This window comes from Lentzea aerocolonigenes (genome assembly GCF_000955955.1).
Lineage (GTDB): Bacteria > Actinomycetota > Actinomycetes > Mycobacteriales > Pseudonocardiaceae > Lentzea > Lentzea aerocolonigenes_A.
Window position 1 is genome coordinate 22,271 of record NZ_JYJG01000114.1, and the last position, 13,123, is coordinate 35,393.

The window sequence follows — 13,123 nt, forward strand, 5'->3', positions numbered from 1 at the left end:
TTTGCATGCGTTCCGGATATCGTGAAGAAGATCGGTTTTCTGTCCTTCGGGCATTGGTCGGACAGCGCACACTCCCAGACGCGGTCCGCGTCGGACACGTTGCTGCAGTCGATAGACCTGGCCGTCGCGGCCGAGGAGCTGGGCGCGGACGGCGCGTACTTCCGCGTGCACCACTTCGCCCAGCAGCTCGCGTCGCCGTTCCCGTTGCTGGCCGCGATCGGCGCGAAGACCGAGCGCATCGAGATCGGCACCGGCGTGATCGACATGCGTTACGAGAACCCGATGTACATGGTCGAGGACGCCGGCTCGGCCGACCTCATCGCGGGCGGCAGGCTGCAGCTCGGCATCTCCAGGGGATCGCCGGAGCAGGTCGTCGACGGCTGGCGCTACTTCGGCTACGGCCCCTCGGAGGGCGAGACCGAGGCCGACATGGCCCGCAAGCACGCGGAGGTGTTCCTGAAGGTGCTGGAGGGCGAGGGTTTCGCCCGCCCGAACCCGCGCCCGATGTTCCCGAACCCGCCAGGGCTGCTGCGCCTCGAACCGCACGCGCCGGGCCTGCGCGACCGCATCTGGTGGGGTGCAGGGTCGAACGGCACCGCAGCCTGGGCCGCCGAGCAGGGCATGAACCTGATGAGCTCGACGCTGAAGTTCGACGAGGGCGGCGCGCCGTTCCACGTCCAGCAGGCCGAGCAGATCCGGGCGTTCCGCAAGGCCTGGACGGAGGCCGGCTGGGAGCGCGAGCCGCGCGTCTCGGTGTCGCGCAGCATCTTCGCGATCACCAACGACCTCGACGACGCGTACTTCGGCGGCGACGGTGAGAGCAGGGACCAGGTCGGCTTCATCGACGGCCCGCAGCAGGCGATCTTCGGCCGGTCGTACGCCGCCGAGCCGGACGTGCTGGTCGAGCAGCTGGCCGGGGACGAGGCGATCGCCGAGGCCGACACGGTGTTGTTGACCGTGCCGAACCAGCTCGGTGTGGACTACAACGTGCACGTGCTCGACAACATCCTCACGCACGTGGCCCCGGCCCTCGGCTGGCGCTGACCCGTCAACCGCTGCTCACCGAGAGCGTCACGGGTGTGCCGCGCTGCGCGACACCGCGCGGCGACTGCGCGACCACGGCGCCGGGTGGCTGCGGTGAGCTGACCTCCACGGTCGTGACCTGGTAGCCCGCGTCGCGCAGCACGGCCGACGCCCTGGTGACCTCCGACCCCACCACGTCGGGGACCTTCACCTGGGCGTCGCCGTGCCGGTAGCGGTCCTCGACCTCGGGCAGGGGCTTCTCCGGCAGGTCCGCGTGCACCTTCACCATCGTGTCGAACCAGGTCGCGGCGGGCACGGTGCCGCCGTAGATGTTGCCCTCGGCGCACAGGCGCGGCGGTCCCGCTCCGACGCAGATGCCCCTCGGTGAGGTGCTGTCGTTGAACACCTGCACGGCGCCGGCGTAGTCGGGGGTGGCGCCGAGGTACGCGGCGGACTTGTACTCCTCGGTCGTGCCGGTCTTGCCCAGCATCGGGCGCTTCCACCCGGCCTTGCGCGCGGTGAGGGCCGCGGTGCCCATGCCCTTGCTGTCCTCGCTCAGGCCGACCGCGAGCGCGTTGGCCAGCGGTTCCGGCACGGCCTGCTCGCACGGCGGCCGTTTCAGCTCCACCGGCTTGCCGTCGCGGTCGAGGACCCGCCGGATCGGGGTGGGTTCGCACCACGTGCCGCCGCTGATGATCGTCGCGGCGACGTTGGCGAGCTCGAGGGTGCTCGACGGCGCCGGCCCGAGGGTGAACGAGGCGTTGCGGCCGGCCGTGTAGTACTGGGCCTGGGAGACGCGGAGCTCCTTGTCCGCCTTGGGATCCGGCGTCGTCCCGGCGATGTTCGCGGCCATCGTCCTGCGCATGCCGAGCCGGGAGGCCATGTCCACCACCGCGTCGAGGCCCGCCTTCTCCTCCAGGATGACGAATGCCGTGTTGGGGGAGGTCGCGAGTGCCTGGTGCAGCGGCATCTGCGGTGGATAGCGGTCGTTGTGGTTGGCGAGGCAGTACCAGTGGGTGTTCGGTTCGCCGGTGGCCGGGCAGGACGTGGCGCCGCCCTTGAACACCTTCGAGGTGTAGGTGTTGGGAGCGGCGACGATCGTGTCGATGCCGATTCCCTTCTGCAGCGCGGCAGCCGCCGTGAAGACCTTGTACACCGAACCGGTGCCGAACTTGTTCTCCACTCCGCTCGGCAGGTCGAACTGGGTCTGGAACTGCTCCTTCTTCAGGCCGTAGTCGCGGTTGGCCACCAGCGCGACGACCTCGTGCGCGTCCTTGCCCGGCCGCACGACCGCCATGGTGTTCGCCACGCCGGGGGTCGTCTTCGGCGCCTGCGCCTCGACCGACTGCTTGGCCATCTCGGTGATCTTCGGGTCCAGGGTGGTCTCGACCCGGTAGCCGCCGATCTTCAGCTCCTCGAGGCTGAACCCGGCCTCGGTCAGGTGGTTCAGGAGGAACGAGCAGAAGAACCCGTACGAGGTTCCCGCTCCGACGCACCCCGTCTGCAGTGGGCGGACGGGTTCGCTGAGACCGAGCGGCTCGGCCTTGTGGCGGTCGGCCTCGTCCTTCGGCAGCTTCTCACCCGCCACCATCGCGTCGATCACGAGGTTCCTGCGTTCCAGCGCCTTGTCCGGCCGTGCCTCCGGGTCCAGGGCCGTCGGGCTGTTCACCATGCCCGCGAGCGTCGCGGCCTGGGTGACCGTCAGCTTGTCCGGCGTCGTGTCGAAGTACGCCTGTGCGGCCGCGCCGACACCGAAGATCGTCGAACCGAACGGGACCAGGTCGAGATACCGCGCGAGGATCTCGTCCTTGCTCAGCGCGGTTTCCAGCCCCACCGCGATGCGCGCCTCGCGGAGCTTGCGGGTGACGCTCTGTTCCTGGGCCGCGCGTTGGGCGTCCTTGTTCGTGCGGGCGAGCACGTGCACGAGGTAGTTCTTCACGTACTGCTGGGTGAGCGTGGACGCGCCCTGCTGCACCGAGCCGCTGGAGTTGTTGCGGACCGCGGCACGCAGGGTCGCGAGCCAGTCGACGCCGTGGTGATCGTAGAACCGGCGGTCCTCGACCGCCAGCAACGCCGTCTTCATGTGCGGGGAGATCCTGTCCGGCGGCGTCCGCACCCGGTACTGGTCGTACAGGTGCGCGATCGGGTTGCCGTCCTTGTCCGTCACCGTCGTCATCAGCGGCGGGTCCGTGGTCAGCATGAGGGCCAGGGTCGACCCGACCTGGTCGCTGATCTTGTTGGACAACGCTCCCAGCGTCATGGTGGCGGGGAGAAGCAGCCCGGCGAGCAGCATCCCGGCGAGCAGGCAGCAGCCGGCGAGCTTGCCGGCACAGGTCGCGATCCTCTTGCGGTCCACGATCGGGCTCCCCTCACTGAATGCGGCCTCCGACGGTTACCCGGCACCACAGCGATCAGGCTCCCAAATCGAATGAACCGAACGCCGGAATTCGTCACCGCGAGTGTCAGGACACGGATTCGCTCACTCACTGGTGTCAACAAATCCACGTGCGGTTTTTCGCTTCCGCGCACGGGTAGCTGGCCAGCAGAACCATTCACGTGCGGGGAGGAAAACCAATGCTGTCGCAACCACGTGCTGGCCAGCTCGTCATTCGCGCCGCCGCGATCGCGTTGGTCGTGGGAATTCTGAGTCCGGAGACCGGGCACACCGAGGAAGGTTCGGAGGACCACGCCGCGGGCTCGCAGATCGCCAAGCACGAAGGTGCCGGCGAGATGCCGCTGACGGCGGCCGAGCTCGGTGTGGGCAGTGTGCACGGCATCGACGTCAGCAGTCACCAGGGCGCCGTCGACTGGGGGCACTGGTGGCGTTCGGGCAAGCGGTTCGCCTACGTCAAGGCCACCGAGGGAACCGGCTACCGCAACCCGAACTTCACCGGGCAGTACACCGGTTCCGCGGCCGCCGGCATGACCAGGGGCTCCTACCACTTCGCCCTGCCCAACCGCTCCGACGGCGCGTCGCAGGCGAGGTTCTTCGTGCAGAACGGCGGAGGCTGGTCGCGGGACGGCAGGACGCTGCCGGGAACGCTCGACATCGAGTACAACCCGTACGGCGGCGACACCTGCTACGGCCTCGGCCACGGCGCGATGGTGGGCTGGATCCGCAGCTTCAGCGACACCTACCACGCGCTCACCAAGCGCTGGCCGGTGATCTACACGTCGCCGGTGATCTACACGTCGGTGTTGTGGTGGGACAGGTGCACGGGCCGCACGGGTGACTTCAGCTCCACCAACGCGTTGTGGCTCGCCAGGTACGCGCCCTCGGTCGGCCCGATGCCCTACCGCTGGCCGTTCCACACGATCTGGCAGTACACCTCGTCGCCGATCGACCAGAACGTGTTCAACGGTGGCGCGGACCGGCTCGCCGCACTGGCGTCGGGATGACCGGTGCCCGCCCCCGTCCGCAGGTCGGAGCTCGTCCTGCTCGTCTACCTCGCCGTGGTGTTCGCCGTGGCGTCGACCGTCGTGGTGGGTTCCGTGGTGCACATCGAGCGGACCGGTCTGGTCGTGCACGGTCTCGGCGACGGCACGGTGCTGACGGCCGCCGCCGTGCCGGACATCAGCCTGACGGTCGGTGACCGCACCGTCCTGGATCGGGTGGAGGTTCTCGTCGACGACACCCGAATCGCCACGCACCGCGACGGAGACCGGCTGACCCTCGACAATTTCGCACCGGCTGAAGGCAGCCACCTGTTCCTGGCCCGAGTCCGCAGCCTCGCACCATTGGTGCTCGCTGCCGAAGTCGAGCACCAATTCACCGTCACTCGATTCGGTTGAACCCGGCGGGAAATGTTCTTTTCGTGTTCGTGCGCGGGTACCAGCGACTGACCGATCGGCTGGATTCCGAGGAGGAACACGTGAAAACCAGGACGACCGCGCTCGCCGCATTGTGCGCCGCAATCCCGCTGGTGGTCGCTCCCGCGGCCGCGAACGCGATCGCGTGCTACGGGAACCTCAGCGACACCGTCGGCACGCTGACGAAAATCACGCGTGAGGAGTTCATGTCGCGCGTCTGCGGCACCGGGCTGCACCCCGGGACAGATCAGCGGGACGTGCAACAGCTCAAGGACGTCGTGCTTCCCGGTGCCGTCTCCGGGCTCGGCGGGCTCGAACTGATCTACAAGCGCGCGAAGCCCGCCCTCGACGGTGTGGTCGAGAAGTGCTACTCGCCGCAGGACTACTGCAGTCCGGACGCAGTGGGGCGCGCGACCCGGTGCATGAAGAGCGAGCTGCCGGACATGGCGATGACCGCGCTGGGGCCCGAGGCGCTCGCCTCGAGCTGTGAAGGGCTCAAGGCCGCGGCCGCGACGGATCCGGTGGCGCTGAGGGACAGGGCCCGTGCCGCGGCCGAGGCGTACATCGGCTTCCTGCGGACCAGGCCGAGCTGATCCGGGCACGTGGCGTAGCGCGTCGGTGAACACCGGCGCGCTACGCGTCTGTCTGGGCATTTCCGCCGGGCCGATGACGCTCCGTGAGGAATTCACTAGAGAGAGTGCTTACCTCGTTAAGAATGACTGCCAGGTCGGCGCTCGGGTATCAGCACCTCGACGGAACTACCGCCCATGTTCAGGAAAGGACAGGGCAATGGCCATCGACGACCTCCTGAACGAGGGACCCAAAGCCTTCCGCACGCGATGGCTCGGCTACGACCGGGACCAGGTCGACGACGAGTTCGCCAGGCTGGAAGGTGTGCTCGCCGGCGCCTGCGCGGATCGAGACGCCGCCCTCGCCACCGCCGAGGACCTGACCCGCCACCTGGAGGAAGCGCGCTCGGAGCTCGGCGAGTACCGGATGATCCACGCGGGACATAGCAAGGACAACGCAGTGTCCGGGTGTGTGCGGTATCTGCTGCACGTGGCGAGGCGCAAGGCGGAGGAGATCGAAGCCGACGCCCGCGCACGGGCGGAACAGGCGGTGCGGCAGGCGGAGGAGACCGCCGTCCGCCAGGCCCGCCTGCTCGACGAGACCGAACAGGAGACCCAGCGCCGGCTGACCGAGGCGAACCGGCGCGCCAGGGAGATCGTCGGCGAGGCGCTGGAGCAGTTCCGCCTCGTGCAGGCTGATCTGGCTGAGCGGCAACGGTTGCTGGAGCACTGGTACGCCGAGGGCGCGGCCGCACCGAGCATGCCGTTGCCCAGGCAAGGCGAACCCGCGCCGGTCGGGACCGTCGCCGACGAGTCGAGCGTGACGCGATGACCGCCGTCGCGCAGCGGTCCGCGGCCGTCACCGCCACGTGCGTGCTGGTCGGCCTCCGCGACTGCGGCGTCGTCGGCGTCCGATGGGCGGCCGCGTGTGCGGATGCGCTCCGCGTCGGCCTCGTCGTGCGCGCGGCGGGGGAGAACGATCCCGCGCACGCCGACGTCGCGGCCCTGCTGGCGGAGCACCCGGACCTGTCCGTCCACTTCGAACACCACGACGGCCCGCCGGGTCGCTGGGAAGGCGGACTGGTGGTCATCTCCCGGTCCTGTGCCGTGATCGCGCCACCACTCGCGGGCCGTGACCGCCGCGATGTCGTGGTGCTGGGCGGCACCCCCGCCGCGATCGCCGGTTGCCACGGGGTCGTGACCGCTGTCCTCGATCCCGTTGGGGGCGAAGGTGTGTTGCGGCGGGCGATCACGTTCTGCCGGGTGCGGCAGGTAACTCGCCTGCGGGTGCTGACGCGTCCGTACAACGGTGCCGCCGGTTCGCTCGACGCCACCGCCGATCTCGTGCACGCGGCCTGTCCCGGCGTGATCGTCGAACTGGTGCGCGAGACCAGGTCCGTGGGTGAGGAGGTGCGGCTGTTCCCGAGTGACCTGATCGTGGTGTCCGGGCGGGAAGGCGCTGCGGCCGAAGGTCTTCAACCGGCGGCAGGGGCGGCGTTGCGCCAAGCGCGTTGCCCGGTGCTGTTCAGCTGTTCGTGACAGGGGGATCTCAGATGAGCATCGGCAGAATCGTCGTGTACGTCTTCGCCGCGATGCTGGCCGGGGTGACGATCGGCTTGCTCAAGAGCTGGCCGGATCCCGCGCCGCCGCTCCCGCAGAACGTCGCGCAGGTGCCACCGGTGGTGGCGAGCATTTCGGTGCGGACATCGCCTTCACCGTCGTCGCAGCCGTCGTCGCAGCCGCCGTCGTCGAATGCCGGGACACCGGCCGCCGTGGTCGGCCAGGCCGCGCCTCGGCCGGGGCCGGAGCTCCCGCCAGGGCAACCGGTGCCGTCGCAGGGCGAGGGCTGGTGGCGCACGGTCGCGGGCACGAGCACGCAGGTCGGCTCCGGCCGGGTGCGCACCTACTCCGTCGAGGTCGAACAGGGCGCCGTGCCACCGCAGGCGCAGCACCCGTTCGCCGCGGCCGTGGACCGGGCTCTGGCAGACCCGCGGGGCTGGACCGCGTCCGGTGACGTGGCCTTCCGCCGCGTGGACGTGGCGCAGCCGGACGTGCGGATCCGCCTCACCGCAACGGAGACGGCGCGGGCGACCTGCGGGTACGACCTGCCGTACGACACTTCCTGCTACGTCGGCGGCGTCGTGTACGTGAGCGCGCCGCGGTGGTTTCGCGGCGCCGAGTCGTTCGCCGGCGACCTGGAGGGTTACCGGAGCTACCTGATCAACCACGAGATCGGGCACTTCCTCGGGCACGGCCACGAGCCCTGCCCCGCCGACGGCGCCCCCGCGCCCGTGATGATGCAGCAGACTTTCTCCGTGTCGAACGACCAGCTCGCCGAGATCACCGCCGCGAGGCCGCAGGGCCTGACCGTCCCCAAGGACGGCAGGACGTGCGTCGCGAACCCGTGGCCCCACCCGGAGGTGACCAGGTGAAGATCGCGATGATCTCGGTGCGGGAGAACCCGCTCACCGCGCGGCGCGACCCGGACGCGGTGGGCGAGCGCCTGCACGTCGCCGAACTGTCGGAAGCGCTGGTGCGGCAGGGACACGAGGTGACCGTCCACACGCGACGGACGGACCGGCGGACGCCCGGCCAGGTGCGGATCGACCGCGGGTTCGAGGTCGTGCACGCGCCGGCCGGTCCCGCGCACGAGCTCGGCCAGGACGACGTCGTCCCGCACCTCGGGGAGTTCGCGCGGTTCCTGACAGCGCGGTGGGCAGCGGAGGCACCGGACGTCATCCACGCGCACCACTGGACGTCCGGCCTGGCGGCGGTGCTCGGCGCCCGGCGCACCGGAATCCCGATCGTGCAGAGCTACCACGGGCTCGAGGGCGGCGAGTCCGCGGGAATCGAGCGGCTCGTCGGACGTGAGGCGGCGGCCGTGATCGCCACGTCCGGCCACGAGGCGAACTCGCTCGCCCGCCTCGGCGTGCGCCGCTCGGCGATCTCGGTCGTCCCCTGGGGCGTGGACACCCGGATGTTCACGCTGAACGGCCCGAGCGCGCCGCGCAACGGGATGCCGCGCGTCCTCGCGGTGTCGGGCCTCGCCCCGCACGACGGCCTCGACGACCTGATCTGCGCCCTCGCCGTGGTGACCTGGACCGAGCTGGTGGTGGCCGGCGGTCCGGGCCGATCGTCGCTGCCCGGCAACGCGGAGTTCCGGCGCCTGCACGCGCTGGCGGTGCAGCAGGGAGTCGCGGACCGTGTCCTGTTCCTCGGCCGCGTGCCGCACTCGGGCATGCCCGCACTCCTGCGGTCCGCGGACGTCGTGGCGTGCCCTCAGCGGCACGAGTCGTTCGGCGTCGTGCCGCTCGAAGCGATGGCGTGCGGCGTGCCGGTGGTGGCGTCGTCGGTCGGCGGCCTCACCGAGTCCGTGGTGCACGAGGTGACGGGCCTGCACGTGCCGCCGCGCAAACCCGCACTGCTGGCGCGGGCGCTGCGCACGCTGCTGGGCGACGACACCCGGCGCCAGGAGCTGGCCGCCGCCGGCCAGGACCGCACCAGCGTCCGCTACGCCTGGGACCGGGTGGTGTCCGACATGGTGCGGGCCTACCGCGACGTGGCGGCCGTCCCGTTGAGCGAATGCCCGGAGGCCGGCTGAGGTCAGGCGCCCGGCACGGGGTTCGCCCGTGACCAGTCGTCGACGTGGAAGGGCCACTCGCGCGGCGTGACGGTCGAAGCGTGCGTGACCACCTCGCTGGGCAACGGTCCGTCGGTCAGGCCGAGCCGGACGCGGTAGTCGTTCAGGAACGCCTCGGCCACCTCGCCGGCGGTCAGTGCGGGCGCGTGGTCGGCGAGCCCGGCGATGGAGCTTCGGCGCAGGTCGTAGCCGAGTGCGTCCGACACGTCCGCGATCACCGCGCGCACCCGGTCCGAGACGGTGACCTGGACGACCGTGCTGAACAGCGAGCCGGTCGACGTCACGCGCTGCGCCGAGCCCACGACCTTCGCGGTACCGCCGACGTTGATGCTGTATTCGCCGGGGCAGTACTCGCCGTCGACCTCGCCGACGCGGGCGTCGACGTCACCGAGTCCACGCAGGACACGCGCGTGGCTCTCGGCGTTGGCGGCGAAGGTCGCGCTGCCCGCGTGCCGGATGCCGGTGGTGCGGTCGAGGTGGTCGATGACGACGGCACCGCTGTCGTAGGCGACCATCCGCCCGCCGGGTGACCGCACGACCGTCTCGAACCCGGCGGCCCTGGCGATCTCGGTGGCCTTGGTGATGCCGGGTGAGCGCACGTCTCGTGCGCTGAACGCGACGGTGGGGCTCTGCGGCACGTAGATGTGGACCAGCTCGGTCCACGTCGCGTGGGTCGAGCGCAACAGCAGTGCCGGGATCACCAGATCGGTCACGGCGGACGTGGTGCTTCCGGACACCAGCAGCCGGTCGAGGTTCTTCACGCCGTGATTCTTACTTGTAACCACCGCTGTCGACATCTCGTTGCAGAACGCGCACATTCCGCTGGCCGGCCGGGGACATGGGTTCGGCAGGGTCGATCCCGTGGCAGCGATCCGTGGAATCCTCGCAATGCTCGTCCTCGCGACAACGGCGTGCTCGACAGCGCCCTCGCCGGCACCCGCTCCCGTGCCCGGTCCGACGAGCACTTCGGTGCGTGTCCAGGGCGACGGCAGCATCCCGGAGAACGGCAGCATCTCGTTGGACGACGACGAGCACGCCGCCATCGCGAACCTCGACCCGGCGCTGCTCGCGGCGATGCGGAAGGCCGCCGTGGACGCTCGGGCGCGTGGGGTGGAGCTGCGGGTGACGTCGGGCTGGCGCAGCAAGGAGTACCAGCAGCGGCTGTTCGACGAGGCCGTCACCCGGTACGCGAGCGAGAAGGAGGCGCGGAAGTGGGTGCAGCCTCCGGACAAGTCGAACCACGTCACGGGCAAGGCGATCGACATCGGCCCGACCAACGCCGACGACTGGCTGATCCAGCACGGTGCGGACTACGGGTTGTGCCAGAAGTACGCCAACGAGATGTGGCACTTCGAGCTGCTGACCACGCCCGGCGGCCAGTGCCCGCAGCCGGTCAGCGAGTCGGGCTGACGTCCGGCTGGGGGATCATGCGGTGGTGACGGACTCTCTGCCTGCCGGTGGCGTCGTGCTCGACGAGGAGGAACTGGAGGCGCGCTGGGCTCATGCGTGGCGGCCGGAAGAAGTCGCCGAACGACTGGAGGGCGTGCGAACGCCCTGGTACGTCGCCGCGGGATGGGCGCTGGACCTGTTCCGCGGCGGGCAGTCGCGCCCGCACGGCGATCTGGAGATCGCGGTGCCGCTGGCGGGCTTCGCGGAGATCCGCGACCGCCTGGCCGGACACGCCTTCGACGTGGCCGGGTTGGGCCGGATCTGGTTCGACGCGGAGCCGGAGGTACTGGCGGCCGCGCACCAGACGTGGGTGCGCGACCTGACGAGTGGCCGGTACCTGGTCGACGTGTTCCGCGAACCGCACGACGGCGGCACGTGGATCTGCCGGCGGGACGAGAACCTGCGACTGCCGTACGACGTGATCATCGAGCGGACCGCGACGGGCATCCCCTTCCTGGTGCCGGAGCTGGTGCTGCTGTTCAAGGCGAAGGCGGTGCGGCCGAAGGACCAGCAGGACTTCGACGGGGTGCTGCCCCTGCTCGGGCGGGATCGGCGTACGGCGCTCGCCGGGTGGCTGAAGCGCGTTCATCCCGGTCATCCGTGGCTGGCGGTGCTCGGCTGACCCGGCCACCGGTGATGCCACGAGCGAGCGGCTTCGAGCTGCGCGGCAAGGCGGAACAGCGTTGCCTCGTCACCGAAGCGGCCGAGGAAGTGCACCCCGATCGGCAGTCCCGCAGCGTTCCACCACAGCGGTACGGACATCGCCGGGCTGCCGGTGATGTTGGCGACGACGGCGGGGTAGGCGACGGTGGACGCGCCGTGGTCGAGGCCCGTGATCTCGCCGAGCGGCGGGGGAGGGCTGGACATCGTCGGGGTGAGCCAGAGGTCGCAGGGGCCCAGGAATCCCGCGACCGTGCGGCTGAACGCCTGCAGGTCGGTGATCGCGAGCAGGTACTTCCCGGCGCTGACGGCTCGCCCCGCCTCCCAGTAGGCCCTGGTGATCGGTTCGAGCTCGTCGTCGGCCGGCGTGCGGCCGGTTCTGCGGACCCAGTAGTCGACGATCCAGGTGGTCGCGGCGCCGAACACCGTGCCGATCGCGTCACCGACTTCAGGAGTGAGGCCGGGCAGGTCCGCTTCGACGAGCTCGTGGCCGAGGTCCGTGCACAGCGCGACCGCGTCGTCGAGGGCGGCCAGGCAGTCGGGGTGGCCGAGTGATCCGTGCGATCCGCAGTCGTCCCGGGTCGGCGCCGACCTCGTCGAGGAACGGTCGGGCGCGCGGGGGAGCGGGGTACGGGTCGCCGGGTGCGGGGCCGCTGGTGGCGTCGAGCAGTGCTGCGCTGTCCCGCACGGAACGGGTGAGGGCGTGCTCGACGGCCCAGCCACCGATCGCGTCGCCGTACTCCGGGCCGAGCGGGTTGCGGGCCCGGGTCGGCTTCAACCCGAACAGCCCGCACGCCGAAGCGGGGAACCGCAGTGAGCCGCCGAGGTCGTTGCCGTGCGCCATCGGGACCATCCCGGACGCGACGGCGGCGGCCGAGCCGCCCGACGATCCGCTCGTCGAACGTGTGGTGTCCCAAGGATTGCGGGTCGCGCCGCGCAGCGCGGGCTCACACGTCGGGACCATGCCGAACTCGGGCGTGCTGGTCTTGCCGATGAGCACGAGACCGGCTCGGCGCAGCCGGGTGACGAGCTCGGAGTCCTGAGTGGACACGTTGTCCCGCAGGAAGACCGAGCCTTCGCTGAACGGCACTCCGGCCACCTCGACGACGAGGTCCTTGAGCAGGAAGGGAACCCCGGTGAACGGTCCGTCCGAGGCGGGCGGCGCGTCGTACATCGGCGTGATCACCGCGTTCAACGACGGGTTCAGCGACTCGATCCGGTCGATCGCGGCCGTGACCAGCTCGGCCGGGCCCACCTCGCCACGGCGCACGAGGTCTGCCTGCGCCGTGGCGTCGAGCGTGGCGAGCTCGGTGGACAGGGCGGTCATCACGTCGCCATTGCGGGTTCGTGGACCTCGCCGAGCGCCTCGATCCGAGGCGAGGGCAGCCCGGCCGTCGCGAGCGCCGTGCGGAACGCCTCACCGGTGCTGAACGCCTCGAACTCCGCACGGGTGGGGCAGCCGTCGTAGACGCTGATGCCGTCCTCGCGCACGACGCACGCGTGCACACCGTCGGGCTGCAGGCCGGCGAACATCCGGTCGTAGCCCGGCAACAGCGCGGCGGGGTCGCCGTCGAAGTGGTAGACGCTGAGGAACACGGTGATCACCTGGCTTCCATGTTCGCGCCGACGACCGCCATGGTGGCGTTCAGCGCGTCGGTGGGGCTGAACTCGATCAGCTCGGTGCCGTCGAAGATCAGCGGGACGTGGCCGGGCGCGCCGTAGTAGACGTCGCCCTGCTGGTAGACCTCGTCGTGGCCGGCGTAGCGGAAGATGACCTTGCCGCTCACCACGACGCCCCAGTGCGGGCACTGGCAGCGGTCGTCGGGCAGGCCCTTGAACAGCGGGGCGGGGTCGAGGTCGGCCTTGTGGGTCTCGAAGCCGACGGTGTAGCCGCCGAGCTCGACGTAACGGCCCTCGATGACTTCCTCGTCGAGGGACACGGGCGCTTCGGCCTTGGTCGTGCGTGGCATGG

At 70.5% G+C, this 13,123-nt stretch carries 14 protein-coding genes and 1 pseudogene; 10 read left to right on the top strand and 5 right to left on the bottom strand.

Annotation, left to right across the window (positions count from 1 at the left end):
* Positions 1–21 precede the first annotated feature (21 nt).
* Positions 22–1,044: an LLM class flavin-dependent oxidoreductase gene (locus UK23_RS17610; protein WP_045312638.1), complete on the top strand. Its 1,023-nt coding sequence runs from the start codon at positions 22–24 to the stop codon at positions 1,042–1,044.
* 4 nt (positions 1,045–1,048) lie between these two features.
* Here UK23_RS17610 and UK23_RS17615 read toward each other — a convergent pair whose 3' ends face one another.
* A complete protein-coding gene (locus tag UK23_RS17615; RefSeq protein WP_052684761.1) occupies positions 1,049–3,379 on the bottom strand; it encodes a penicillin-binding protein in 2,331 nt (776 codons plus the stop codon).
* A gap of 218 nt (positions 3,380–3,597) precedes the next feature.
* Between UK23_RS17615 and UK23_RS17620 the strand changes: the two genes are divergently transcribed.
* The 7 genes from UK23_RS17620 to UK23_RS17650 all read left to right on the top strand — a co-directional run bounded on the left by UK23_RS17620 (position 3,598) and on the right by UK23_RS17650 (position 9,003).
* Positions 3,598–4,422 (top strand): GH25 family lysozyme, encoded by an 825-nt coding sequence (locus UK23_RS17620; protein ID WP_045312639.1) that lies wholly within the window; start codon positions 3,598–3,600, stop codon positions 4,420–4,422.
* Between the two features lie 3 nt (positions 4,423–4,425).
* Positions 4,426–4,815: a hypothetical protein gene (locus UK23_RS17625; RefSeq protein ID WP_045312640.1), complete on the top strand. Its 390-nt coding sequence runs from the start codon at positions 4,426–4,428 to the stop codon at positions 4,813–4,815.
* A gap of 80 nt (positions 4,816–4,895) precedes the next feature.
* Positions 4,896–5,426, top strand: coding sequence for a hypothetical protein (locus UK23_RS17630; RefSeq protein ID WP_156213189.1), 531 nt, complete (start codon positions 4,896–4,898; stop codon positions 5,424–5,426).
* Positions 5,427–5,622: 196 nt separating this feature from the next.
* Positions 5,623–6,234: a hypothetical protein gene (locus UK23_RS17635; protein ID WP_052684762.1), complete on the top strand. Its 612-nt coding sequence runs from the start codon at positions 5,623–5,625 to the stop codon at positions 6,232–6,234.
* The gene (locus UK23_RS17640; RefSeq protein ID WP_045312642.1) at positions 6,231–6,941 is read left to right on the top strand and encodes a hypothetical protein; all 711 of its coding nucleotides are present in this window, start codon (positions 6,231–6,233) and stop codon (positions 6,939–6,941) included. The genes UK23_RS17635 and UK23_RS17640 overlap by 4 nt, the downstream gene beginning before the upstream one ends.
* A 14-nt stretch (positions 6,942–6,955) precedes the next feature.
* The gene (locus UK23_RS17645) at positions 6,956–7,834 is read left to right on the top strand and encodes a DUF3152 domain-containing protein (protein ID WP_082114741.1); all 879 of its coding nucleotides are present in this window, start codon (positions 6,956–6,958) and stop codon (positions 7,832–7,834) included.
* On the top strand, positions 7,831–9,003 hold the full coding sequence (locus UK23_RS17650) for a glycosyltransferase (RefSeq protein WP_045312666.1): 1,173 nt from the start codon (positions 7,831–7,833) through the stop codon (positions 9,001–9,003). Before UK23_RS17645 ends, UK23_RS17650 begins: the two co-directional genes overlap by 4 nt.
* 2 nt (positions 9,004–9,005) lie before the next feature.
* On the opposite strand, the gene UK23_RS17655 is transcribed toward UK23_RS17650, so the two are convergent.
* A complete protein-coding gene (locus UK23_RS17655; protein ID WP_052684765.1) occupies positions 9,006–9,803 on the bottom strand; it encodes a lipoyl protein ligase domain-containing protein in 798 nt (265 codons plus the stop codon).
* A gap of 100 nt (positions 9,804–9,903) precedes the next feature.
* On the opposite strand from UK23_RS17655, the gene UK23_RS17660 reads away from it, so the two are divergent.
* Positions 9,904–10,452 carry a M15 family metallopeptidase gene (locus UK23_RS17660; RefSeq protein ID WP_231114542.1) on the top strand — a complete coding sequence of 183 codons (549 nt, stop codon included), beginning with the start codon at positions 9,904–9,906 and terminating at the stop codon, positions 10,450–10,452.
* 25 nt (positions 10,453–10,477) lie between these two features.
* A complete protein-coding gene (locus tag UK23_RS17665; RefSeq protein WP_045312669.1) occupies positions 10,478–11,113 on the top strand; it encodes a nucleotidyltransferase domain-containing protein in 636 nt (211 codons plus the stop codon).
* Here the strand turns inward: UK23_RS17665 and UK23_RS17670 are convergent.
* The 3 genes and pseudogenes from UK23_RS17670 to UK23_RS17680 all read right to left on the bottom strand — a co-directional run bounded on the left by UK23_RS17670 (position 11,086) and on the right by UK23_RS17680 (position 13,121).
* Positions 11,086–12,478, bottom strand: a pseudogene (locus UK23_RS17670) (amidase). The gene UK23_RS17665 and the pseudogene UK23_RS17670 overlap by 28 nt on opposite strands.
* Positions 12,478–12,756 carry a hypothetical protein gene (locus tag UK23_RS17675; protein ID WP_045312643.1) on the bottom strand — a complete coding sequence of 93 codons (279 nt, stop codon included), beginning with the start codon at positions 12,754–12,756 and terminating at the stop codon, positions 12,478–12,480. Before UK23_RS17675 ends, UK23_RS17670 begins: the two are co-directional and overlap by 1 nt.
* On the bottom strand, positions 12,753–13,121 hold the full coding sequence (locus tag UK23_RS17680; protein WP_045312644.1) for a hypothetical protein: 369 nt from the start codon (positions 13,119–13,121) through the stop codon (positions 12,753–12,755). The genes UK23_RS17675 and UK23_RS17680 overlap by 4 nt, the downstream gene beginning before the upstream one ends.
* Positions 13,122–13,123: the final 2 nt, after the last annotated feature.

Excerpts from the sequence above, each read along its gene's own strand:
- UK23_RS17645 (WP_082114741.1), top strand. The coding sequence starts at position 6,956 with ATGAGCATCGGCAGAATCGTCGTGTACGTCTTCGCCGCGATGCTGGCC.
- UK23_RS17635 (WP_052684762.1), top strand. The coding sequence starts at position 5,623 with ATGGCCATCGACGACCTCCTGAACGAGGGACCCAAAGCCTTCCGCACG.
- UK23_RS17680 (WP_045312644.1), bottom strand. The coding sequence starts at position 13,121 with ATGCCACGCACGACCAAGGCCGAAGCGCCCGTGTCCCTCGACGAGGAA.
- UK23_RS17640 (WP_045312642.1), top strand. The coding sequence starts at position 6,231 with ATGACCGCCGTCGCGCAGCGGTCCGCGGCCGTCACCGCCACGTGCGTG.
- UK23_RS17620 (WP_045312639.1), top strand. The coding sequence starts at position 3,598 with ATGCTGTCGCAACCACGTGCTGGCCAGCTCGTCATTCGCGCCGCCGCG.